At 47.0% G+C, this 22732-nt stretch carries 22 protein-coding genes and 1 pseudogene; 20 read left to right on the top strand and 3 right to left on the bottom strand.

Translation table 11 applies throughout. The annotated features are described in order from the left end of the window. The first annotated feature begins 2 nt into the window (after nucleotides 1-2). Genes RG959_RS02655 through pheA form a run of 4 tightly spaced genes read left to right on the top strand, consistent with a single transcriptional unit; the run spans nucleotide 3 to nucleotide 3264 of the window. Entirely contained in the window at nucleotides 3-569 is a 567-nt protein-coding gene (locus RG959_RS02655; protein ID WP_342795832.1) for a Spo0B C-terminal domain-containing protein, read from the top strand. Nucleotides 570-583: 14 nt separating this feature from the next. Continuing rightward, on the top strand, nucleotides 584-1873 hold the full coding sequence (obgE, locus tag RG959_RS02650) for a GTPase ObgE (RefSeq protein ID WP_342795831.1): 1290 nt from the start codon (nucleotides 584-586) through the stop codon (nucleotides 1871-1873). A gap of 33 nt (nucleotides 1874-1906) precedes the next feature. After that, nucleotides 1907-2362: an ACT domain-containing protein gene (locus RG959_RS02645; RefSeq protein ID WP_050181236.1), complete on the top strand. Its 456-nt coding sequence runs from the start codon at nucleotides 1907-1909 to the stop codon at nucleotides 2360-2362. A 32-nt stretch (nucleotides 2363-2394) separates the two neighbouring features. Beyond that, on the top strand, nucleotides 2395-3264 hold the full coding sequence (pheA, locus tag RG959_RS02640; RefSeq protein WP_342795830.1) for a prephenate dehydratase: 870 nt from the start codon (nucleotides 2395-2397) through the stop codon (nucleotides 3262-3264). Nucleotides 3265-3300: 36 nt separating this feature from the next. Here pheA and RG959_RS02635 read toward each other — a convergent pair whose 3' ends face one another. Continuing rightward, nucleotides 3301-3834: a transcription repressor NadR gene (locus tag RG959_RS02635; RefSeq protein WP_342795829.1), complete on the bottom strand. Its 534-nt coding sequence runs from the start codon at nucleotides 3832-3834 to the stop codon at nucleotides 3301-3303. A gap of 22 nt (nucleotides 3835-3856) precedes the next feature. Further along, nucleotides 3857-4960 (bottom strand): IscS subfamily cysteine desulfurase, encoded by a 1104-nt coding sequence (locus RG959_RS02630; protein ID WP_342795828.1) that lies wholly within the window; start codon nucleotides 4958-4960, stop codon nucleotides 3857-3859. 96 nt (nucleotides 4961-5056) lie between these two features. Between RG959_RS02630 and nadB the strand changes: the two genes are divergently transcribed. From nadB to yajC, 14 genes and pseudogenes are all read left to right on the top strand, one after another. Continuing rightward, entirely contained in the window at nucleotides 5057-6643 is a 1587-nt protein-coding gene (gene nadB, locus RG959_RS02625; protein ID WP_342795827.1) for an L-aspartate oxidase, read from the top strand. Continuing rightward, the gene (nadC, locus tag RG959_RS02620; protein ID WP_342795826.1) at nucleotides 6597-7457 is read left to right on the top strand and encodes a carboxylating nicotinate-nucleotide diphosphorylase; all 861 of its coding nucleotides are present in this window, start codon (nucleotides 6597-6599) and stop codon (nucleotides 7455-7457) included. The genes nadB and nadC overlap by 47 nt, the downstream gene beginning before the upstream one ends. Next, entirely contained in the window at nucleotides 7444-8544 is a 1101-nt protein-coding gene (gene nadA / locus RG959_RS02615) for a quinolinate synthase NadA (RefSeq protein WP_342795825.1), read from the top strand. The genes nadC and nadA overlap by 14 nt, the downstream gene beginning before the upstream one ends. Nucleotides 8545-8609: 65 nt before the next feature. After that, nucleotides 8610-8747: pseudogene (locus RG959_RS25570) on the top strand (LysM peptidoglycan-binding domain-containing protein); the annotation flags it as partial. Nucleotides 8748-9513: 766 nt separating this feature from the next. Further along, nucleotides 9514-10266: a DeoR/GlpR family DNA-binding transcription regulator gene (locus RG959_RS02605; protein ID WP_342795823.1), complete on the top strand. Its 753-nt coding sequence runs from the start codon at nucleotides 9514-9516 to the stop codon at nucleotides 10264-10266. Continuing rightward, complete coding sequence (pfkB, locus tag RG959_RS02600; protein WP_342795822.1) at nucleotides 10263-11192, top strand: 1-phosphofructokinase; 930 nt, start codon at nucleotides 10263-10265, stop codon at nucleotides 11190-11192. Before RG959_RS02605 ends, pfkB begins: the two co-directional genes overlap by 4 nt. Then, nucleotides 11189-13063, top strand: a complete 1875-nt coding sequence (locus tag RG959_RS02595; protein ID WP_342795821.1) for a PTS fructose transporter subunit IIABC — start codon at nucleotides 11189-11191, stop codon at nucleotides 13061-13063. Before pfkB ends, RG959_RS02595 begins: the two co-directional genes overlap by 4 nt. Before the next feature lie 99 nt (nucleotides 13064-13162). After that, nucleotides 13163-13969 carry a uroporphyrinogen-III synthase gene (locus RG959_RS02590; protein ID WP_342795820.1) on the top strand — a complete coding sequence of 269 codons (807 nt, stop codon included), beginning with the start codon at nucleotides 13163-13165 and terminating at the stop codon, nucleotides 13967-13969. Between the two features lie 80 nt (nucleotides 13970-14049). Next, entirely contained in the window at nucleotides 14050-14661 is a 612-nt protein-coding gene (ruvA, locus tag RG959_RS02585; protein WP_251269545.1) for a Holliday junction branch migration protein RuvA, read from the top strand. Nucleotides 14662-14676: 15 nt separating this feature from the next. Continuing rightward, nucleotides 14677-15681 (top strand): Holliday junction branch migration DNA helicase RuvB, encoded by a 1005-nt coding sequence (gene ruvB, locus RG959_RS02580; RefSeq protein WP_342795819.1) that lies wholly within the window; start codon nucleotides 14677-14679, stop codon nucleotides 15679-15681. Next, the gene (locus tag RG959_RS02575) at nucleotides 15678-15884 is read left to right on the top strand and encodes a DUF2905 domain-containing protein (protein WP_342795818.1); all 207 of its coding nucleotides are present in this window, start codon (nucleotides 15678-15680) and stop codon (nucleotides 15882-15884) included. Before ruvB ends, RG959_RS02575 begins: the two co-directional genes overlap by 4 nt. A gap of 16 nt (nucleotides 15885-15900) precedes the next feature. Beyond that, on the top strand, nucleotides 15901-16959 hold the full coding sequence (gene queA, locus RG959_RS02570; RefSeq protein WP_342795817.1) for a tRNA preQ1(34) S-adenosylmethionine ribosyltransferase-isomerase QueA: 1059 nt from the start codon (nucleotides 15901-15903) through the stop codon (nucleotides 16957-16959). Next, nucleotides 16946-18085 carry a tRNA guanosine(34) transglycosylase Tgt gene (tgt, locus tag RG959_RS02565; RefSeq protein ID WP_242233354.1) on the top strand — a complete coding sequence of 380 codons (1140 nt, stop codon included), beginning with the start codon at nucleotides 16946-16948 and terminating at the stop codon, nucleotides 18083-18085. The genes queA and tgt overlap by 14 nt, the downstream gene beginning before the upstream one ends. A 35-nt stretch (nucleotides 18086-18120) precedes the next feature. Then, complete coding sequence (gene yajC / locus RG959_RS02560) at nucleotides 18121-18390, top strand: preprotein translocase subunit YajC (RefSeq protein WP_251269541.1); 270 nt, start codon at nucleotides 18121-18123, stop codon at nucleotides 18388-18390. Nucleotides 18391-18422: 32 nt separating this feature from the next. Here yajC and spoVB read toward each other — a convergent pair whose 3' ends face one another. Next, on the bottom strand, nucleotides 18423-19913 hold the full coding sequence (spoVB, locus tag RG959_RS02555; protein ID WP_483298844.1) for a stage V sporulation protein B: 1491 nt from the start codon (nucleotides 19911-19913) through the stop codon (nucleotides 18423-18425). A 121-nt stretch (nucleotides 19914-20034) separates the two neighbouring features. On the opposite strand from spoVB, the gene RG959_RS02550 reads away from it, so the two are divergent. Continuing rightward, on the top strand, nucleotides 20035-20349 hold the full coding sequence (locus tag RG959_RS02550) for a post-transcriptional regulator (RefSeq protein ID WP_342795815.1): 315 nt from the start codon (nucleotides 20035-20037) through the stop codon (nucleotides 20347-20349). Nucleotides 20350-20465: 116 nt separating this feature from the next. Continuing rightward, nucleotides 20466-22727: a protein translocase subunit SecDF gene (secDF, locus tag RG959_RS02545; RefSeq protein WP_342795814.1), complete on the top strand. Its 2262-nt coding sequence runs from the start codon at nucleotides 20466-20468 to the stop codon at nucleotides 22725-22727. Nucleotides 22728-22732 lie beyond the last annotated feature (5 nt).

The raw sequence follows: 22732 nt of genomic DNA, 5'->3' as shown, positions 1-22732 counted from the left end.
CGTTGGAACGAGCGGGGGGTGTGATCAGCCAAGTGGAAAATGAAAAATGGACGTTGTTAAAAACGCTTCGTCATGCGCGTCATGACTGGATGAATGATATACAAATTGTCAAAGGGTATCTTTCTCTTAATAACATTGATGCCGCAGCCCGAGCTGCAGATCATATCATTTTAAAGGCTGTACAGGAGTCGAGGCTGTGTAATCTTGGCATGCCGGGGATGGCGGAGCTGTTTATGACGTTTAACTGGTCGCAGCACTTATTCCGGCTTGAATATGAACTGGATGAATCCGTTGCAGCTGGCACGGCGGACGACCAAAAAGCGTGCCGTTTCTTTAATCGGTTATTTTCGCTGCTGGAGCAGCATGTAAAAGAATTTAACGAGCACGAGCTGTTTGTTCATTTATCTGAAAAACAAGGGTCTCTTGCTGCAGAGATGGAATGGATGGGAGAAGTGGCTAACCGGCCGCTGCTTCTGAAGAAAATAAAGGAATTTGCGCATAGTCTTGAGCTTAAAAGTGCTGTGTGGGAAACGGATTCCGGGGATATACTAATGGAAGTGACATTTTAGGAGGAACAGACAATATGTTTGTAGATCAGGTTAAAATATATGTTAAAGGCGGCGACGGAGGTAACGGGATGGTCGCATTCCGCCGTGAAAAATACGTACCGAACGGCGGGCCGGCCGGCGGCGATGGCGGAAACGGCGCGAATGTAGTATTTGAAGTGGAAGAAGGACTCCGCACATTAATGGACTTCCGTTACCAGCGCCATTTCAAAGCGCCGCGCGGCGAGCACGGTATGAGCAAAAACATGCACGGCCGTAATTCGAAAGATATGATTATCAAGGTTCCGCCGGGCACAGTCGTAACAGATGATGAAACCGGAGAAGTGATTGCGGATCTGGTAGAACACGGGCAGCAGGCCATTATTGCGCGCGGCGGCCGCGGCGGCCGTGGAAACAGCCGCTTTGCGACACCGGCTAATCCGGCACCGGAAATCTCTGAAAACGGGGAGCCGGGTATCGAGCGTAATGTTACGTTAGAATTAAAGCTTTTGGCAGATGTAGGACTTGTCGGTTTTCCAAGTGTGGGTAAATCCACTCTTCTTTCAGTCGTAACGGCGGCTAAGCCAAAAATCGCGGCCTATCACTTTACAACGCTCGTTCCAAATCTCGGCATGGTTGAGACCGAAGACGGCCGCAGTTTTGTTATGGCGGATCTGCCAGGATTAATTGAAGGCGCGCATGAAGGAACCGGACTTGGCCATCAATTCCTGCGTCATATCGAGCGGACGCGCGTCATTGTTCACGTACTTGACATGTCTGCGGTGGAAGGCCGTGATCCGTATGAGGATTACGTAACCATTAACAATGAGCTAAAAGAATATAATCTTCGGCTGACAGAGCGCCCGGAAATTATTGTAGCCAATAAAATGGATATGCCGGAAGCAGAAGAAAATTTAAAAGTGTTCAAGGAAAAAGTAGGAGAAGATGCGGTTATTTTCCCAATTTCTGCGCTGACACGCAGCGGGCTGCGCGACTTGCTGTTTGCAATTGCCGATAAAGTGGAAGAGACGCCTGAATTCCCGCTTGAGCACGAGGAAGAAGATTTGTCTGTAAACCGGGTGATGTACCGCCATGACAAGCAAGCCGCTGAGTTTGTCATTACACGCGGTCCAGATGGAGCGTTTGAGCTGACAGGCAGCAAAATTGAAAAATTGTTTAAAATGACGGACTTCTCGCGGGAACCATCTGTTCAACGCTTTGCCCGCCAGCTGCGCTCAATGGGGGTAGATGAAGCGCTGCGTGAACGGGGTGCTGAAAACGGCGACATCGTCCGTCTGCTTGATTACGAATTTGAATTTGTCGATTAAAAGCTGCAGCCGGCGGTTTTGAGGGGGAGCGACATGGGGAAGAAAGAACAGAATGAAAAATTTTATCTTGTCCGCGAAGATGTACTTCCGGAAGCGATGAAAAAAACGCTTGATGCAAAAGAATTAATCGAACGGAAACGAGCAGACTCTGTCTGGGACGCGGTTCAACAAGTGGATTTGAGCCGCAGTGCTTTTTATAAATACCGCGATACGGTGTTTCCGTTTCACACCGTTGTCAAAGAGCGGATCATTACTTTATTTTTTCACCTGGAAGACCGATCGGGTACCTTATCTGAACTGCTGGCCGTTGTCGCGAGCTGCGGCGGAAACGTGTTGACGATTCACCAGACGATTCCGCTGCAGGGACGCGCAAACGTGACGCTGTCCTTGAATGTGACCGGCATGATCACCGGGCTGGACGAGCTATTATCTCAATTAAAAAAATTGGAATTTGTTGATACAGTAGAAGTGCTCGGTTCGGGCGCATAAGTTGTTTGAAGAGAAGACTGGAGTGAACTGTTTTGAGGAAAATTGCTTTTTTAGGTCCCGCGGCTACATTCACTGATATTGCGGTATCAGAAGCATTCCCGAATGACGAGCGGATTCCATGTGTAACCATTCCGGAATGCATGGACTATGTTATTGAAGGAAAAGCAGATCTGGCTGTTGTACCGATTGAAAACGCCTTAGAAGGCACGGTCAATATGACTATCGATCATTTGTTTCATGAAGCGGATCTAACCATTGTCGGCGAACTAACGGCTCCGATTCAGCAGCACCTGCTTGTTCATCCGGACAATGCCGATAAATGGACAGAAGCTAAAAGAGTTTTGTCGCATCCGCATGCCATTGCGCAATGCCACAAATTTTTGCACCGTCATTTTTATGGCATTCCATCGCAGCAAATGACTTCGACGGCGGCCGCAGCGAAATATGTAAGTGAGCATCCGGAAGAATGTATTGCAGCCATAGCCAATTCACTTTCAGCAAAAGAATATGGCCTGTATACAGCAAAAGCAGATATTCATGATTTTGCGTTTAATCATACTCGTTTTCTTGTTTTATCTAAAACACACGAAGAGTTATCGTTTTCACTTCCTAAAACAGGCGGTAAAACAACCATTGTTGTTACGCTGCCGACAGACCGGCCGGGGACGCTTCATCAAGTACTAGCAACGTTCGCCTGGCGAAATCTGAACCTTGCGAAAATTGAGTCTCGCCCTCTTAAAACAGGTCTGGGCAATTATTTTTTCATTATTGATGTTGCGCAGCGCATTGACGATGTGTTAGTGCCGGGCGCTTTCGCTGAGATGGAAGCACTCGGATGCAAGGTGCAGGTGCTCGGAAGTTATTACGGCTATGAAGTAGGACAAGCCGCGGAAAAAGCATAAAAAGAAGCCTGTTTCAAAACGGGCTTCTTTTTTATTTTATTGAAGCAAAAATCCGGCTTCACGCAAAGCCTGCTCAGCTTCATCAAGTACCGCGGCTTCTTTGGCGGACAATGTATGCAAATGAACGCCTTCTGTCAGCTCAGACAAGTAAGCCGCACCTGTTTGATTGATTTTATCCAAAAACTGCATTGCTTCTTTTCGATTTGATACCATAATGGACGCGGTTAAATCACCATAAACCGGATGTTCAATTTTAACGTCTTTAACAAGAACACCAAGGTCTACGAGGAGAAGAAGCTCTTCTTTTGTTTGACCGGGCGGATGCGAGCAGGCAACGACCCGTTCCACTTGTCCGCTCTGAGGTGAATCCATATATACATACCCTTGGCTTGTCGCCACAATTGGAATGCCGCGGGCTTTAAGCAGCGTAATATCTCCGACTACAACCTGACGGCTCACTTGTGCCCGTTCCGCCAGCTCACTCCCGGTCAGCGGATTCTGGCTTGATTGAAGCCAGTGCAAAATCTGCTCACGCCGATTTTCGCCGATCAGTTTTCTTTTATCTATCATGATGCAATCCCTCCACCGGTAATCATAGCATAACCGCTTGTTTTGCAACATGAATAAGTGCCTGTCCGAGCTGCCGGACTTCGTCTTCTGTCGTCTCAGAACCAAATGAAACGCGGAAAAACTGCCGTGCTTCTTCCATGGACATTCCCATCGCAAGTGCTGCTTTCATGCCTGATGCAGAAGAAGCGTCACAAGCACTCCCGGTTGAGATATACATATTCCGGGCATTTAAAGCCAGCATCACCAGCTGTCCTTCCACGCCGGGAATACACATACCAATTACACCCGGGTACTGCTTGCTGTCTGGCCCTTCAATCCACCGAATCGAAGAGTCCTTCAGCTCCTGTTTCAGTAGACGACGCAGGGAGGAAAGTTTCTCAAGACATGAATTCGTTTGGGCAGCTTCTGCAAAAGCCGCAGCAGCCGGTGTATCCACTGTACCGCCGCGGACGCCTTTTTCATGCGTTAAACCGGGAAACACAGGCTTTAACGCATGAAACGGAGACAGATAAATTGCTCCGCAGCCTTTTGGGCCGCCGACTTTGTGGGCTGAAAAAGTCATGGCATCGGCGTGAATGGAATGAAGAGGCATTTTGCCAAACGATTGAACACAGTCTGTATGAAAAAAAATTCCTCGCTTCTTTGCCTCCACAGCCAGTTCTTCCACCGGCTGAATCGTACCGATTTCCGGGTTAATATGCTGAATAGAAATGAGCCCGGTTTGGGGGCTGATCGATGCTTTTACCGCTTCTGCAGCAACAATTCCTTCCCTGGTCATCGGCAGCTTCGTCACGGAGAATCCTTCTGATTGCAGAACGGACATCGCAGAATGCACGGATGTATGCTCTGCCATAGATGTAATGATATGTTTTTTTCCGCTGCTTCGCGCTAAAGAGAGAATCGCCAGCAAATTCCCTTCCGTTCCGCTGCCTGTAAAGTAAATCCCTTCTTTTTGCACACCAGCCCGCTCAGCAATAAGAGCCCGGCTTCGTTCAAGCAGGAGGGAAGCGCGTGTTCCTTCATCATGCGGACTGGAACTGTTTCCCCAAAAACGACTTGCTGCTTCTATATATATATCGAGTGCCTCTTTTTTCATTGGAGAGGTGGCTGCATAATCAAAATACATATTATCCCTGCTTTCTGAGCAAAAAATTAAAGCTTGTCTTTCTTTTTATTTTATGTAAAGATAGGTGTCAAGACAACTGTAAAGTGAGGGTGGGCAATGAAAAAAATGCCACAGGCGGTCATTATCGGCTCCGGGATTGCGGCGCTGCAGGCCGCTAGACATTTAGCGCTGCATATGAATGTGATTGTTATCACAAAGACGACGATTCGGCAAAGCAACTCTTACTATGCGCAAGGCGGTATTGCAGCCGTTTTGTCTTTATCTGATACAAATGAATCTCACATACAAGATACTCTCGCGGCGGGTGAATACCATCACAATAAAGAAGCTGTCAGAGAGCTGGTTGTAAAAGGAGCTCGTGAAGTAAACAGCTTATTAAGGGAAGGGTTCCCGGCCGATCGGCAAGCAGATGGAAGTCTCTCATTCGGTTTAGAAGGAGCACACAGCACAAGCCGGATTATTCATGCGGGCGGCGATGCAACCGGGAAGTGGACAATTGAGCATTTAATCGCACACCTGCCGGAGCAGGTCACGATCCGTGAAGAAGAAATGGCGATTGACCTCATCGTTCATGATGGTATCTGCACGGGTGTTAAAACAAAATCAAGTCAAGGGGATTTGTATCACTATGATGCAGACCATATTGTGCTGGCAACGGGCGGGGCCGGGGCTCTTTATTCGTTTACCTCTAACCAGGAGACGATTACGGGTGACGGAATTGCTTTGGCCTGCCGGGCTGGAGCCGCAGTAACCGATATGGAATTTATGCAATTTCACCCGACTCTTTTATTTATAAATGGCGAAACGAAAGGACTCGTTTCAGAAGCGGTCAGGGGAGCGGGGGCTGTACTGATCGATGAGCAGGGCCGCAAAATAATGAAGGATATACATCCGCTCGAAGATTTAGCACCCCGTCATGTGACAGCTTTTGAGATTTACAAAGCCCGGCAGCAGGGAAGAGATGTTTTTTTAGATATCTCGATGATCGAACAGTTTGACCGCCGCTTCCCGTCCATTGCCGCGTTATGCCGCCGGCACGGCGTAGACGTCACAAAAGGACGCATCCCTGTTGCACCGGGAAGCCACTTTTTAATGGGCGGCGTAAAAACAGACACATGCGGCCGTACAAGCGTAAAAGGGCTGTATGCAATTGGAGAAACAGCCTGTACAGGTGTGCATGGGGCAAATCGTTTGGCAAGCAATTCTCTTCTTGAAGGCCTTGCCTTCGGAAAACGTTTTGTTGAAGCGGTACTTTACGACGAAGAAGAGAAAAGAAGTGTTTATGGACCGGAGCCGGTGATGCCGGCTTCCCCTCCGCCGCTTTTACAAAAAGAAGAGCTTCAGGCGGCTATGATGGAGGGAGCCGGTATTATCCGGACAAAGAAAACGCTTCAAGAACTCGAAGACTGCTTAAAGCAGGCAGGAACACAAAAAGGGGACATCAGCGGCTGGCCGATCGAGAAAATTGAGCGTTTCTTTATGCATATAACTGCTTATTTGATTGTTTCCGCCGCGTTAAAACGTACTGAGTCACGCGGCGCTCATATTCGGGCTGATTACCCGGAAAAAAATGAGCAATGGGCAAAAACATGGATTACCTTTCAAAATAAATGGCTGTATACAAGGAGTGAAGAACATGAATGGCATGAAACTGGACGATATGCTGAAAGCTTTTTTTATTGAGGATATAGGAGATCGCGACCTGACAGGGGAGAGCATTTTTAGTGAACACGAAGCAGGGACGTTTTCTTTTTGGGCAAAAGAAGCCGGTATTTTTTGCGGAAGAGCTGTGATTGAACGGGGGTTCCGTCTCGTAGACGAAACCATTTCAACAAGTGTACTGAAACAAGACGGCGACCAGGTGAAAAAAGGAGAATGCCTTGCAAGAATTACAGGGCCGTATCGATCGCTTTTAGCAGGAGAGCGGGTCATTTTAAATTTGGTTCAGCGAATGAGCGGGATTGCTACAGCTGCGGCGGCCGCGGTAAAAGAAACAGAAGGAACAAGGGCGAGAATATGTGATACAAGAAAAACGGTTCCCGGCCTTCGTATGCTTGAAAAATATGCAGTTCGGACAGGCGGTGCATTCAATCACCGCAATGGGCTCTATGATGCCATTATGCTGAAAGATAACCATATTGCATTTGCAGGCGGGATTAAGCAGGCTGTTACAAAAGCGAAGCAGTCATGCGGACACACCATCAAAATTGAAGTGGAAATTGAATCGGAAGAACAGCTCAAAGAAGCTGTGCAGGCAGGCGCGGATATTATTATGTTTGATAACTGCACGCCGGCCCAGATCGAAGCGTGGCTGCCTATTGTACCGGCGCATATTGAAACAGAAGCATCAGGAGGCATTGAGCTTGAAACAATCCGTGACTACGCGTTAACGGGAATCGGATGGATTTCGCTTGGCGCATTAACACATTCCGTTCAAGCACTTGATATTAGCGCAAGAGTAGAAATGAAAGGAGAGGTTTTGCATGGCATTAACTGAACTGGTTAAAGGGATGCTGCCGGATCAGTATCGGCAAATGGCGCAGGAGGATATGGAAGCACGGGTGCGGGAAATTAAAAAGGAAATGGGCAAATCGTTATTTATTCCTGGCCACCATTATCAAAAAGATGAAGTCATTCAATTCGCAGATGCAGTAGGAGATTCTCTTCAACTTGCACAGGTCTCAGCAGCGAACCGTGAAGCAGAACATATTGTGTTTTGTGGCGTTCATTTTATGGCGGAAACAGCCGACATTTTAACAAGTGAAAAACAAACGGTTTACCTGCCAGATATGCGTGCAGGATGCTCCATGGCGGATATGGCTGATATTTATCAGACAGAGCGCGCGTGGACAGCCCTTCAGGCGTTGTTCGGTGACACGATGATTCCTCTGACTTATGTCAATTCAACCGCAGCGATAAAAGCTTTTACCGGACGCAATGGCGGGTCGTGTGTCACTTCATCAAATGCAAGGTCAATGGTAGAATGGGCGTTTACGGAAAAGCCGCGTATTTTGTTTTTGCCGGATCAGCACCTTGGGCGCAATACAGCCTTCGACATTGGTGTGCCGCTTGAAGAAATGGCGGTCTGGAACCCGATTACCGATACATTGGAATATGAAGGAGATATAGAAAAAGTCCGGGTTATTTTATGGAAGGGACACTGCTCGGTTCACGAAAATTTCACGGTCGCTAATATTGAAGAACTGCGCCGCACACGGCCGGACATGAAGATTATCGTTCATCCGGAATGCCGTAGAGAAGTAGTGGCGCTGGCAGATGATAACGGCTCCACAAAGTATATTATCGATGTGATTGAGCAGGCAGAGCCTGGTACAGCCTGGGCTATTGGAACAGAAATGAACCTTGTCAAACGGATTATGGCGCAGCATCCGGACAAAGAAATCGTCTCGTTAAATCCGAATATGTGTCCGTGCCTCACCATGAATCGGATTGATCTGCCACACCTGCTTTGGTCACTGGAAACCATTGCAGAAGGAAAGAGCGGAAACGTTATTCAAGTGGATGCACGCACGGCCCAAGAAGCCAAATGGTCGCTTGACCGTATGCTGGCACGAGCATACTGATTTTTTCGCACACCGGCCTACCGGGCGCATACAATATGGGTGAATGATCATTGAGGAGGGACACAATGAAGATCCATATTGTGCAGCGCGGTGATACGCTATGGTCGATTGCCGAGAAACATGGAGTGACGTTTGAAGAAGTACAAAAACTAAATGCCCATTTGGCCAATCCGGATATGATCGTTCCGGGTATGAAAATTAAATTACCCGACACGGCTGCGATAATGGAAAAAAGCCATCCATATGCAAACAACAAGCCATTTGCATACCCACCTTTAATGGAAGAAACAAAAGGAATGGAAGAAGCAAAGGGAATGGAAGAAACAAAAGGAATGGAAGAAGTAAAAGGAATGGAAGAAGACATGAAATCTGAACCTGAACTGACCATGCCGGAAGACTGGATGACAGAGCCGGTACCGGCACCAACGGCAGAACCAGTACCAACGCCAGCACCATCGATGCCGTCTGTGCCGCCGATACAGTCTATGCCATCGATGCCATCTGTACCGCAGGTGCCATCCATGCCATCCGCACCGCCACAGCTTGAACACGAGATGATGATGCCTTGTCCGCCAATACCATGTTACTTTGTGCCGGTGCCTTGCCCAGTGCCGTATATGCACCAGCCTTACGGGTTGATGCCAGAGATGGAAGATGAGGAAGAACAAGAGCATCATGATAACATGCATTATCCGGAAATGATGATGCCAAAATGCCCATACTGTCATCGTTGACTGAAAAGACGTGCGCTTTCGCACGTCTTTTTTTGTATGGATGGAAAATAGTATGCTTTTGTATATTCACATAATTTTCAGATAAAATAGTACGGAAATTGCCCGTTTTTTTCATGAATCAGTCACAAGTAATCAAAATATGAATGTTTTTGAGAAATAATGATTGAAAATGATTGTTTTTGTATGAAAGCGGTTATATAATGAAAGTAACAAAAATAAAGGAGGGATGCAGCCAGTGCTGACAGAAGAACGCCACGCGACGATTTTAAATCTTTTAAAAGAAAAAGAAGTGGTTAAGATTCAAGAACTAACGGAAGCAACAGGGGCGTCAGAATCTACCATCCGCCGCGATTTGACGGATCTGGAAGAATCAGGGCTCCTTAGGCGGGTTCACGGCGGCGCTGCAAAAGTATCCAGGAAACGTATTGAACCATCGATGGGTGAAAAAAGTAATCGTTTCTCAGAAGAAAAGCGTGCGGCCGGACGCCTGGCTGCATCCCTTATTGAAGACAATGACTGCGTGTTTATTGATGCGGGAACAACAACACTTGCTCTTATTCCATATATTCAAGCGAAAAATATTGTCGCCGTCACGAGCGGTTTTGATCATCTGCGTCTCTTAGCTGAACAGGGAATTGAAGCGTACGGAACCGGCGGCCGGTTAAAGAAGTCTACGGAAGCTTTAACGGGAACAGGAGCGGTACACGGCCTTCAGCAATATTGGTTTGACAAAGCATTTCTTGGTGTAAACGGGATTCATTTAAAAGCAGGGTATACTACACCGGATCCGGAAGAAGCAGCTGTGAAAACAGAGGCAATAAAGCGTGCACAGCAGCCGTTTATTTTAGCGGATGCGTCGAAGTTTCAGGAAAGCACGTTTGCTTATATTGCTAATCTTGAAGACGCAGTCATTATTACGGGCAAAATCCCGGAGAAAACAAGACGGATGTTCGAGAAAGTAACGGACATCAAGGAGGCACTATCATGATTTACACATGCACACTAAACCCGGCCATTGATTACGTGATACGGGTCGATCAATTTCAAGCAGGCGGATTAAACCGCTCTGAAAGCGCCGATATGTATGCCGGAGGAAAAGGAATTAACGTATCGCGTGTTCTGAAGCGCCTTGAAAGCGACACGTGCGCGATTGGTTTTGCAGGAGGATTTACAGGAGAGTTTATCAAAAGCGAACTGGATCGCGAAGGGGTATCTCACCGCTTTACACCTGTCGAAGGCGCCACGCGTATTAATGTAAAGCTGAAATCAAACAGCGAAACAGAAATCAATGGTCCATCACCCCTTATTTCAGACGAGAATGCGAAGCAGCTGGTTCAGCTAACGAGTGAATTAACGGATCGGGACTGGCTTCACATCGGCGGAAGCGTACCGTCTTCACTGCCAGCAGACTATGCAGGAACATTAATTGATGCGGCAAGAGCAAAAGGGGCGCGGGTTGTCGTTGATACAAGCGGCGCAGCTCTAAAAGCACTTCTTCCATACAAGCCGTTTTTCGTGAAACCGAACCATCATGAGCTCGGTGAATTGTTCGATACAAAAGTAGAAACAAAAGAACAAGCCGCTTCTATTGCGAAAAAACTCGTAGATGAAGGCGCTCAAAACGTGATCGTTTCTATGGGTGGCGATGGTGCTGTTCTTGTTCATAAAGAAGGCGTTTATTTCGCTTCTTCACCAAAAGGCACAGTGAAAAACACAGTCGGATCCGGTGACTCCATGGTAGCTGCATTCATGGCTAAAATCGATGCGGGTCTAGCGCCTCATGAAGCGTTCCGCTGGGCGGTTGCAGCAGGAAGCGCAACAGCGTTTTCCGATGATCTGTGCACAAAAGAAGAAGTAGAAGACGTGTACAGCCGTGTGACGATTGTAAAATCAGAGCAGGAGGGATTAGTATGAAAATCACAGACTTACTGAAAAAAGACACAGTCATCATGGACTTGTCTGCAACAGATAAAGCGTCTGTTATTGATGAATTGGTTGCGAAACTAGATCAAGCCGGCCGTTTAAACGACCGTGCTGCCTATAAAGAAGCCATTTTAGCCCGTGAAGCACAAAGCACAACAGGTGTTGGAGAAGGCATTGCAATTCCACATGCGAAAACAGCAGCTGTTAAAACACCGGCTGTAGCATTTGGCCGTGCGAAAAATGGAATTGATTATGAATCATTAGATGGACAGCCAGCTACACTTTTCTTCATGATTGCGGCTCCAGATGGCGCAAACGAAGCGCACTTAGAAACACTTTCAAGCTTATCCGGCTTTTTAATGGATCCTGGCTTCCGGGATGAGCTAATGAACGCTAAAAATGAAGACGAAATTATTCAAGCGTTTGACCTGCGTGAAAATGTAGAAGAAAAAGAAGAAACAACTGCTCCTGCTGAGGCGGATGCACCGCTTGTACTGGCGGTAACAGCCTGCCCGACAGGGATTGCGCATACGTATATGGCAGCAGACTCACTGAAAGCAAAAGCGAAAGAAAAAGGCTTAAACTTTAAAGTGGAAACAAACGGTTCAAGCGGCGTGAAAAACGCGCTTACAGCCGATGAAATTGCGAAAGCGTCAGCCATTATCGTCGCAGCGGACAAGCAGGTAGAAATGGAGCGCTTTAAAGGCAAGCATGTGATTCAAGTGCCAGTGGCACAAGGCATTCGCAACCCGGATGGACTGCTTGACCGTGCCGTAAAGCAGGATGCACCTGTATTCCAGGGCGGCGGTGGTGGTGCAGCGTCTTCATCGAAAAGCGATTCTTCAGCTGGCAACGCATTCTACAAGCACTTAATGAGCGGTGTATCCGCAATGCTTCCACTTGTAGTCGGCGGCGGTATTTTAATCGCGATTTCATTCTTCTTTGGTATTAATGCAGTAAATCCTGATGATCCAACATACAATCCGTTTGCAAAAGCATTAATGGATATCGGCGGCGGCAGTGCATTTGCTCTTATGATTCCGATTCTTGCTGGATTTATTGCGATGAGTATTGCGGATCGTCCTGGCCTTGCTCCTGGTTTAGTTGGTGGTATGCTGGCTGCAAATGGCGGCTCTGGTTTCCTTGGTGGTTTAATTGCCGGTTTCCTTGCTGGTTATGCAGTTGTATTGTTGAAAAAAATCTTTGCCGGCCTTCCTCAGGCATTGGATGGCATTAAGCCAGTTCTGTTGTACCCGCTATTCGGTATCTTTATTACCGGTATGGCAATGGTTTATGTGATTAATGGTCCTGTAAGTGCCTTGAACCAATGGCTTGTAGATGTCCTTGGCGGCATGGGAACAAGCAACCTTGTTCTTCTTGGTGTGATTCTTGGCGGTATGATGGCTGTTGATATGGGTGGCCCGATTAACAAAGCCGCTTTCACATTCGGTATTGCCATGATTGATGCCGGCAACTTTGCACCGCACGCAGCGGTTATGGCCGGCGGTATGGTTCCGCCGCTTGGTATCGCGCTTGCGACAACATTCTTTAAAAATCGTTTTACTGTACAAGAACGCGATGCGGGTAAAACAAACTACATTATGGGTCTTTCTTTTATCACAGAAGGCGCGATTCCGTTCGCTGCAAAAGATCCGGCACGCGTAATTCCAGCGGCAGTAGCCGGTTCAGCAGTAGCCGGTGCGCTGACAATGATTTTTGGTGTTAAATTGCCTGCACCACACGGTGGAATCTTCGTTTTCCCTGTTGTACAAGGCAACCCGCTTCTTTACCTGGTAGCAGTCCTGGTAGGCGCAGCTGTAACAGCTCTCCTTCTTGCTGTTTTGAAAAAGCCAGTTAAATAAGAAACTAAGGCGGCTCAACCGAGGTTGAGCCGCCTTTTTCTATGGAAAAAAGCCGGGGAAACGGATAGTATTAAAAGAAAAGAGAAACGGAGAGATAAAATGGGAAACTTGCATGAAAAAAGAATTGCCATTACTGGCTCACGGAAAATGGCAGAAATGAGCATGATGGTTCAAAAAAAAGGCGGTATGGCTTACGAACGGCCACTTCAGGAAACAATAAAATGTAAGCCGGAGGATATGCAGGAAATTCTTGAAGCGGTGATCGCAAGCGGAACAGATTGGAGTGTTTTTACAACAGGTGTCGGAACAGCGGCTCTTTTTGAAGCAGCTGCCTCGCTTGGCCTGAGTGAGCCGATTCAACAAGCGGTAGCGGCTTCCCGAATTGCAACGCGCGGCTACAAAACTGTGCAGGAGTTAAAAAAACATGGGTTAGCTCCGGAAATTATTGATGGTGACGGCACAAACGCCGGACTGCTTGGGGCGCTTGAAGAAGTGGATTTAGCTGGACAGCGCGTGTTCTTACAGCTTCATGGAGAGCGGGTGCCGGCTCTTGAACAGGGGTTTGCAGAAAAAGGAGCAGATTTAACATGCATTATGCCGTACGAAACGACGGTTCCATATCCTGAAGTAGTCACGAAACTGGTCCATGAAATCATTGACGGTGAAATCGATGCTGTTTTATTTACGGCGACACCACAAGTGCGTGTTTTATTTAAAGAAGCGGAAAAAAAAGGGCTGGCCGGGAAGCTGGCGCAGGCTTTTAATGAAAAAGCGGTTGCCGGCTCGATTGGCAGGGTTACAACTGGAACGCTAAGCGAATATGGCGTCACACGGGTGGTAGCACCGGAACATGAGCGAATGGGAGCACTTGTTGTGGCAGTTGATGAGTTTTTTAAAGGTGACTGAATATTCAGGGAACAAATGTTTCTTTTTTGGCGCTGATATGATATGATACAATGAACAAGCGTATAAAAGGAGACAGGAATTTGTACGAGTATATTAAAGGATTTATTACATTTGTAGGGCCGGAGTATATTGTTGTTGAAAACAATGGTATCGGCTACCGAGTGCTTACACCGAACCCATTTGCTTTTTCAAAACATGAGCAGGAAGAAAAAACGGTTTATTTGTATCAGCATGTTCGTGAAGATGCTCATGTTCTGTTTGGATTTGCAACGATGGAAGAAAAAAGGCTATTTGAAAAGCTGATTAGTGTGTCCGGCATCGGTCCAAAAGGAGCGCTGGCGGTTCTGGCTTCTGGAACACCATCACACGTTGTCAGTGCAATCGAGCGCGAAGACGAGCCCTATCTGGTGAAATTCCCGGGGATCGGCAAAAAAACGGCGCGCCAAATGATTTTAGATTTAAAGGGAAAACTGGATCACGTTGTATCGGATTCTTTGACCGGTTTATTTGCTCCAAAACAGCCGGAACCTGCTTCATCGGGGAATGCTGCGCTTGATGAAGCGCTGCTTGCGCTTGAGGCGCTGGGCTATTCAGCGCGGGAAATCAAGCGCATTACGGGCCGGCTCGAGAAAGAAGCAGCCATGTCTACTGATGAGTACATCCGAAAAGGACTGCAGCTGCTGCTTGGATAAGAAGGAGGGACTGGATTGGAAGATCAGCGGGTATTATCAGGAGGAGCCGGAGCAGAAGAACGATTTGAAGAGCAGTCGCTCCGGCCGCAAACGTTACGTCAATATATTGGACAGGAACAAGTTAAACAAAACTTGTCTATTTTTATTGAAGCAGCATTGAAACGGGAAGAAACACTGGATCACGTGCTTCTGTATGGGCCTCCCGGACTTGGCAAAACAACGATGGCAGCGGTCATTGCCAACGAAATGGGGTCCGGATTCCGGACAACATCCGGTCCGGCCATTGAACGTCCAGGAGATTTAGCCGCAGTATTAACAGCCCTTGCCCCAGGCGATGTGCTGTTTATTGATGAGATTCACCGGCTGCCACGCTCGATTGAAGAAGTCCTTTATCCGGCAATGGAAGACTTCTGTCTTGATATTGTGATTGGAAAAGGGCCGGAAGCAAGGTCAGTACGACTTGATCTGCCTCCGTTTACACTTATTGGCGCAACTACACGGGCCGGGGCACTTTCTGCGCCGCTTCGTGACCGGTTTGGCGTTCACTCCCGGTTAGAGTACTATACGCCTGATCAGCTCAAGGAAGTAGTCATGCGGACGGCAGATATACTTGGCACTTCAATTGATGCAGAAGGAGCCGGTGAGCTGGCGCGCCGCTCACGCGGTACACCTCGTATTGCCAATCGATTATTAAAACGGGTGCGCGATTATGCGGAAGTCCGTGGAGAAGGGCACATTACGATCGAAAAAGCGAACGAAGCGCTTGAGCTTCTGCAGGTCGACCGCCTTGGCCTTGATCATATTGACCATAAATTGCTTAACACGATATTAAGCCGTTTTAAAGGCGGTCCGGTGGGGCTTGATACGCTGGCTGCCAGCATTGGCGAAGAATCTGCTACAATAGAGGATGTATATGAACCTTATTTATTGCAAATTGGTTTTCTGCAGCGGACGCCACGTGGAAGAATCGCCCTGCCGGCTGCTTATGAGCATTTTGGAATGGAGCTGCCTGCATTATGACGAGTATGGGCAAAATGCTGATGGCAGCTGGGGCCGTTTTATTCCTCGTTGGGCTTCTTGTCCAATTTGGAAAGCTCGGCCGGCTGCCGGGCGATATTGTAATTAAAAAAGAAAACGCAACCTTTTATTTTCCGATTGTAACATCGATCGTGGCAAGCATTGTGCTGTCGCTTCTTTTTTATGTAATTGGAAAATGGAGATAAATTAGAGGTGTAAGAAATGAAAGTAGAAGATTTTGATTTTGAGCTTCCTGAAGAGTTAATTGCACAGACACCGCTGAAAGAGCGGGCTAAGAGTCGTTTGATGGTGCTGGATAAGGGCACGGGAAGCGTCACTCATGAAACGTTTCAAAATGTCACAAACTATTTGCAGCCGGGCGACTTACTTGTGTTAAATGACACAAAAGTGCTGCCGGCTCGTCTGCATGGCGTCAAAGAAGAAACAGGCGCTAATATTGAAGTGCTTCTTTTGAAGCAGGATGAAACGGATGTATGGGAAACATTGGTGAAGCCGGCCAAGCGTATTAAAGAAGGCAGTGTCATCTCATTCGGAGATGGTAAGCTGAAAGCGGTCTGTGTCGGAGAAAAAGAGCAGGGCGGACGGATGCTTCGCTTTGAATACGAAGGAATCTTTTATGAAGTGCTTGACGAGCTTGGTGAAATGCCGCTCCCTCCGTATATTAAAGAACAGCTTGAAGAACGGGACCGCTACCAGACTGTATATGCGAAAGAGCGCGGCTCTGCGGCTGCACCGACGGCGGGTCTTCATTTTACTGAGCCGCTTTTAGCCGAGTTAAAAGAAAAAGGCGTGCGAATCGAGTTTATTACGCTACATGTCGGTCTTGGGACATTCCGTCCGGTTTCGGTTGATTCAATCGAAGACCATGATATGCATGCGGAGTACTATACCATTTCTGCCGAAACGGAAGAAGCGATTCGGGAAACAAAACGAGCAGGCGGCCGGGTTATTGCGGTCGGAACAACTTCTGTTCGTACGCTTGAAACGGCTGCGCGCGAACACGGGGAAGTGAAACAATCAAGCGGCTGGACCGATATTTTTATTTATCCGGGATTTGAATTCCGGGCGATTGACGGTATGATTACGAATTTTCACTTGCCAAAGTCTACGCTCATTATGTTAATCAGTGCCCTGGCCGGACAGCAGCCTGTGCTCGCAGCTTATGAAGAAGCTGTAAAAGAGAAATACCGCTTTTTCAGTTTTGGAGACGCGATGCTTATTATCGATGTGAAAGGTGACAAAACGAATGACAGCCATTAAATACGAACACATTAAAACATGTAAACAAACAGGAGCGCGTCTTGGCCGTGTACATACACCGCATGGCAGCTTTGAGACGCCGGTTTTTATGCCGGTTGGAACGCTTGCCACGGTTAAAACGATGGCGCCAGAAGATATTAAGGCGATGGGCGCGAACATTTTGCTTAGCAACACGTATCACCTGTGGCTTCGCCCCGGGCACGATATTGTGAAGGAGGCAGGCGGCCTTCATAAATTTATGAATTGGGATGGCGCTATTTTAACGGATTCCGGCGGGTTCCAGGTGTTTTCGTTAAGTGAATTCCGGAAAATCGAGGAAGAAGGCGTTCATTTCCGTAATCATATTAATGGCGACAAACTGTTTTTATCTCCAGAAAAAGCAATGGAGATTCAAAATGCGCTTGGTTCTGATATTATGATGGCATTTGACGAGTGCCCGCCGTATCCGGCAGAGTATGAATATATGAAGAAATCTGTAGAGCGCACATCCCGCTGGGCAGAACGCTGCCTTACTGCACACCAACGGCCGCAGGATCAGGGGCTATTTGGTATTGTACAGGGCGGTGAATATGAAGATCTTCGTAAACAAAGCGCTCGTGACCTCGTGTCGCTTGACTTCCCGGGTTATGCCATTGGCGGCTTATCAGTCGGCGAGCCAAAAGATGTCATGAATCGTGTACTTGAGTTTACAACGCCTCATTTGCCGGCAGACAAGCCGCGCTATTTAATGGGGGTAGGATCACCCGATTCGTTAATTGATGGAGCGATACGCGGAATTGACATGTTCGACTGCGTACTGCCGACACGTATTGCCCGCAACGGCACCCTGATGACAAGTGAAGGAAGACTTGTCGTGAAAAACGCCAAGTATGCCCGTGATTTTGGGCCGCTTGATCCAAATTGCAGCTGCTATGCATGTAAAAATTATTCTCGTGCGTATGTCCGCCATTTGCTTCATTGTAATGAAACATTTGGAATTAGACTTACGACTTACCATAACCTACATTTTCTGATAAAATTAATGGAAAACGTACGTCAAGCGATCCGAGAGGACCGGCTTGGTGATTTCCGCGAGGAGTTCTTTGAGCAATACGGGTTCAATCGTCCGGATGCAAAAAACTTTTGACGTTGTTTGTTTTTGGAAAGGAGTGAAGAATACGAATGGAAGCATTAGCTCAGTTTCTCCCTTTAATTATCATGTTTGCACTGTTTTATTTCCTGTTGATCCGCCCGCAGCGAAAGCGTCAGCGCACGGTGATGGAAATGCAGACCAATTTGCAAAAAGGAGACAAAATCGTCACAATTGGCGGTCTTCACGGTATGATTGAATCAACCGATGAAACAACGATCACCATTGTAGTCGGCGATGGTACACGTTTAACATTTGACCGCTCTGCGGTACGTGATGTAGTAAACAAAACTACTGTCTAACATGCAAAAGCCCGGAAAATATTCCGGGCTTTTTATGTGCGCCAAAAAAGAAGCGTGGACAAGTCGTCTTTTTTAAAGATACCGAGTACAACAGCACCAGCCACATAAATGAGCAGGCAGCCGGCCATTCCACCTCCTACATAAAGGAAGGTACTCTCTTTAAGAAAGGGAAGAAACGCCTGGGCGCTGAAAAAGGTAAAGAGAAGCAGCAAACCGATTTTTGCGTATAAGCCATATTGAAGGGAAAACGGTACGGCTTTTAGCATAGACGCTGTGTGAAGAAGTGTAACAATCACGATGCCGGCTGCTATGGCAATGGCTGTGCCGCGAATACCAAACACAGGCTGGCTTGATAAAAGAAAGATGATGAGAAGCTTTACCACAGCGCCATAAAAGCTGTTCAGCATGGCAGCACGTGACAAGTTAAGTGCCTGAAGAACTGCCTGGAGCGGTCCCTGGCAATAATAAAGAAGGAAAAAGGGTGCCATAAGCTGAATTAAATCGGCTCCTTTTTGGGTATGATACATCACCAGCATAAAAGGCTCTGCAAACAAAAACAGAATAATCGTAGCGAATCCGCCTGAAAACAAGCAAAAGCGGATGGATTCATTTACCCGCCAGGCAACGTTGCTGAATCTTTTTTTACTGAAAGACTCGCTAATATCCGGAACGAGCGAAGAGGAAAGAGCAACCGTTAAAAAAGACGGCAGGAACATGAGCGGCAGCGCGTAGCCCGTCAACACTCCGTATTCTTTCATCGCTTCACTCGAAGCAAGTCCTGCAATGGCCAGGCTCTTCACGACGACAATCGGCTCTAAAAACCAGGCCCCAGACCCAATCAGCCGGCTTCCAACAGCAGGAAGGGCCGTTTCCGCCAATTCGCCAAAAAGAGGCCGGCTTGTCCGCCTGCCGGGATACTTCCTGACTTTCCGCCACTCCGAACGAAAGGAGCCGAGAAGATAAAGGAGGGAAATCAGCTCTCCAGCTGAGGCAGCTGCCATGGCACCTGCTGCAGCATACTCGATTCCATAAGGCAGAAGAAGCCTCCCCGATACGATAATCAAGCCGATTCGAACGATCTGCTCAATCAGCTGTGAAAGAGCAGCTGGCTTCATATTCATCTTTCCTTGAAAATAGCCGCGTACAATAGACGAAATGGCGATAATTGGAATCGACGGTGCTATTGCATAAAGCGGCAGGACTGCCCGTTTATCATGAAATAAGTTTTCAGCAAGATAAGGTGCGAGTAAACAAAATAAAGGTGTTAAAACGGCTGCCAGTGAAAGGGTAATAAAAAGCGATGTGCAGAAAATATGCTTTCGCTGTGCATCATTTTCTGCAGCGGCAACGCTTCGTGTAACAGCCACCGGCAGTCCCAACTGAACGGCTGTAATCGTTAATATAAAAGCTGGAAATACAGCCATATACAAGCCGACCCCTTCTTCGCCAATTAACCGGGCAATGACCATCCGATTGACGAAGCCAAGGATTTTCACAAGGAAAATAGCGCCTGCAAGCCACATCGTTCCTTTTATAAATGATGACAATCTGCCACCGCCTTTTCTAAGAAAGTAATTGTGAGAAAAGTATTGTATAATGAGATATATGTACAAAGATGGACGAGCATGACAGGGGGCATTCATGATGGGAAATCATCCGTACGATGTGTATTATAACAAGCTGCTGCCGGCACTGGTCAGCAAGGTGGAAGAGTTTCGGCTGCTTCACTATGAAACTGCAGAAACGGGTATCCTATGGCGGTTTCTGAAAGAAAAAAGGTGGAAATCAATGGACACAGAGCGTTCGCTTTCTCGTTTAGTAGGAGATATCCTGTCAGTGAAGCCGGGGGAATATATGAATTACACGCAGCTGACGGCCTTTAAAGCGCCGGAATGGAGTGAACCGCTGTCTGATAAGGAAATAGCTGCTTTGTTTGCTCCGCCTAAAGAAAGGGAGTAAATTGACAGCCTGTTTGTTCTCATTCATAATGTAGAGGGCTGAGGGATTCTGGTATTCGTTACCGGAATTTTTTTTATCAACTGGTTTTTATATATCATAAGGAGTGGGAATGTAGAATGGTAAAACGGAGCCGGATCGTTGCTTTTTTGCTCGTGGTCCTCGTTTTGTTAGGAGCGATGAGTACAACGGCAAAAAACATCGTCCAGGATATTAAGCTGGGCCTTGACTTGCAGGGTGGTTTTGAAGTGCTTTATGAAGTACAGCCTGCAAAAGAAGGCCAGAAAATAACGGAAAGTGTAGTAGCGGATACCGCTGAAGCGCTGGATAAGCGAATTAACGCTCTCGGTGTCAGCGAGCCAAGCATTCAAGTGGAGGAAGGCAATCGAATTCGTGTGCAGCTGGCTGGTATAGAGGATCAGGAGCAGGCACGAAGCATGCTGTCTACACAGGCAAATTTATCTTTTCGTGATGTAAACGACAAGTTGATGATGGATGGAAGCGATCTTGTCGAAGGTGGAGCTGAGCAGTCCTTTACGGAAACAGGGCAGCCCAACGTCGCTGTTAAGTTAAAAGATAAGGATAAATTCAAAGAAGTAACAGAAAAAATTGTTTCCATGGCACCAAATAATCAGCTGGTCATCTGGCTTGATTTTGAAGAAGGCAAAGATTCCTTTGCCAAGGAAGTTCAAAAAGAAAATCCAAAGTTTTTGTCGGCACCAAATGTTGACGAGGTATTCAATACAACAGAAGTTACCATTCAAGGGGATTTTACAGTAGAAGAAGCACAGGAACTTGCAGCACTGCTGGATGCAGGAGCTCTTCCGGTCAAACTGAAAGAAATATATTCAACGTCCGTTGGCGCACAGTTTGGTGAACAAGCACTCAATGAAACGATGCTTGCTGGTATTGTTGGTATCGGGATCATCTTCTTATTTATGATTCTATATTACCGCTTGCCGGGATTCGTAGCAGTCATTACACTGATAGCCTTTCTTTACTTAACACTGCTTATTTTTGATTTGCTTGGTGCAGTCATGACGCTGCCGGGTATCGCGGCCCTTATACTTGGGGTTGGGATGGCAGTAGATGCGAATATCATTACCGCAGAGCGGATCAAGGAAGAAATTAAGATCGGCCGGCCGATCAAAGCCGCTTTCAAGACAGGAAGCAGCAACGCCTTCCTGACCGTCGTTGACGCAAACTTAACGACACTGCTGGCAGGCGGCGTTTTATTTTACTTTGGGACAAGCTCTGTAAAGGGCTTTGCGACAACTTTGATTATCAGTATTCTTGTCAGCTTTATTACCGCTATTTGGGGTGCAAGGGTGCTGATGAGCATTCTTGTGAAAAGCAACTGGCTAAATAATAAACCGGGATGGTTTGGCGTGAAAAAAGCAGATATTCATCCGATCAGTGAAGGATATGATGCACTGGATCTGCCAACTAAATTTGATAAGCTGGATTTTGTTAAACCGCATAAAAAGCTGTTTGCATTGTCGGCTGTGGCGATTATTGCCGGCATGATTGTACTGGCTGTGTTCCGTTTAAACCTGGGTATTGATTTCTCCAGCGGTTCCCGGATGGAATTGCTGTCTGAGAAACCGTTAACCGAGGAGGCGGTTGAAGCAGAGCTCGACAAGCTTGGCTATGACGTAAATGTAACGCTTGGCGGGGACAATCAAACCATTGCGTCTGCCCGGTTTGATGAAGCGCTGACGCAGCAGGAAATTGCTAAAGTCAAAGCAGGCATGAATGAAAAATTTGGATCTGAGCCAAATATCAGCACCGTTTCGCCGGTCGTTGGAAAAGAGCTGGCGAAAAATGCAATGAAGGCACTTGCCATTGCCACAATAGGAATTATTTTGTATGTGGCGTTCCGCTTTGAATTTTATATGGGCCTTGCTGCCGTTTTAGCACTTTTGCATGACGTATTCTTCATCATTGCGTTTTTCAGTTTAACGCGCCTTGAAGTTGATATTACCTTTATCGCGGCTGTATTGACGATTGTCGGGTATTCGATTAACGATACGATCGTTACATTTGACCGGATTCGCGAAAATATGACGAAGGCAAAGAAAATCACGGCACCGGAGCAGTTGGACAATATTGTCAATAAAAGTATCCGGCAGACGCTGGCCCGTTCTATCAATACGGTTTTAACTGTCGTCATTGCTGTTATCGCGTTGATTGTGCTTGGAAGCCCGTCGATCTTAAACTTCTCTATTGCGCTTTTGGTCGGCTTGATTGGTGGAGCATACTCGTCTATCTTTATTGCTTCCCAGCTATGGCTGATTTGGAAAAAGAAAGAATTAAAGAAAAAAGGCAAGTTAATTACGTACAAAGAAAAAGCAGCAAACAAAGACGAATTACAAGTATAAATGCA

This window comes from Domibacillus sp. 8LH (genome assembly GCF_038806185.1).
Classification (GTDB): Bacteria; Bacillota; Bacilli; order Bacillales; family Domibacillaceae; genus Domibacillus; species Domibacillus indicus_A.
The sequence above is the reverse complement of the archived record's forward strand: the minus strand, read 5'-3'. Positions and strand labels throughout refer to the sequence as shown.

Bases quoted from the DNA above. Each gene is read 5' to 3' on its own strand.
- obgE (WP_342795831.1), top strand. From the start codon at position 584: ATGTTTGTAGATCAGGTTAAAATATATGTTAAAGGCGGCGACGGAGGT.
- RG959_RS02645 (WP_050181236.1), top strand. From the start codon at position 1,907: ATGGGGAAGAAAGAACAGAATGAAAAATTTTATCTTGTCCGCGAAGAT.
- RG959_RS02635 (WP_342795829.1), bottom strand. From the start codon at position 3,834: ATGATAGATAAAAGAAAACTGATCGGCGAAAATCGGCGTGAGCAGATT.
- RG959_RS02630 (WP_342795828.1), bottom strand. From the start codon at position 4,960: ATGTATTTTGATTATGCAGCCACCTCTCCAATGAAAAAAGAGGCACTC.
- nadB (WP_342795827.1), top strand. From the start codon at position 5,057: ATGAAAAAAATGCCACAGGCGGTCATTATCGGCTCCGGGATTGCGGCG.
- nadC (WP_342795826.1), top strand. From the start codon at position 6,597: ATGAATGGCATGAAACTGGACGATATGCTGAAAGCTTTTTTTATTGAG.
- nadA (WP_342795825.1), top strand. From the start codon at position 7,444: ATGGCATTAACTGAACTGGTTAAAGGGATGCTGCCGGATCAGTATCGG.
- pfkB (WP_342795822.1), top strand. From the start codon at position 10,263: ATGATTTACACATGCACACTAAACCCGGCCATTGATTACGTGATACGG.
- RG959_RS02595 (WP_342795821.1), top strand. From the start codon at position 11,189: ATGAAAATCACAGACTTACTGAAAAAAGACACAGTCATCATGGACTTG.
- RG959_RS02590 (WP_342795820.1), top strand. From the start codon at position 13,163: ATGGGAAACTTGCATGAAAAAAGAATTGCCATTACTGGCTCACGGAAA.
- RG959_RS02575 (WP_342795818.1), top strand. From the start codon at position 15,678: ATGACGAGTATGGGCAAAATGCTGATGGCAGCTGGGGCCGTTTTATTC.
- queA (WP_342795817.1), top strand. From the start codon at position 15,901: ATGAAAGTAGAAGATTTTGATTTTGAGCTTCCTGAAGAGTTAATTGCA.
- tgt (WP_242233354.1), top strand. From the start codon at position 16,946: ATGACAGCCATTAAATACGAACACATTAAAACATGTAAACAAACAGGA.
- yajC (WP_251269541.1), top strand. From the start codon at position 18,121: ATGGAAGCATTAGCTCAGTTTCTCCCTTTAATTATCATGTTTGCACTG.
- spoVB (WP_483298844.1), bottom strand. From the start codon at position 19,913: ATGTGGCTTGCAGGCGCTATTTTCCTTGTGAAAATCCTTGGCTTCGTC.
- RG959_RS02550 (WP_342795815.1), top strand. From the start codon at position 20,035: ATGGGAAATCATCCGTACGATGTGTATTATAACAAGCTGCTGCCGGCA.
- secDF (WP_342795814.1), top strand. From the start codon at position 20,466: ATGGTAAAACGGAGCCGGATCGTTGCTTTTTTGCTCGTGGTCCTCGTT.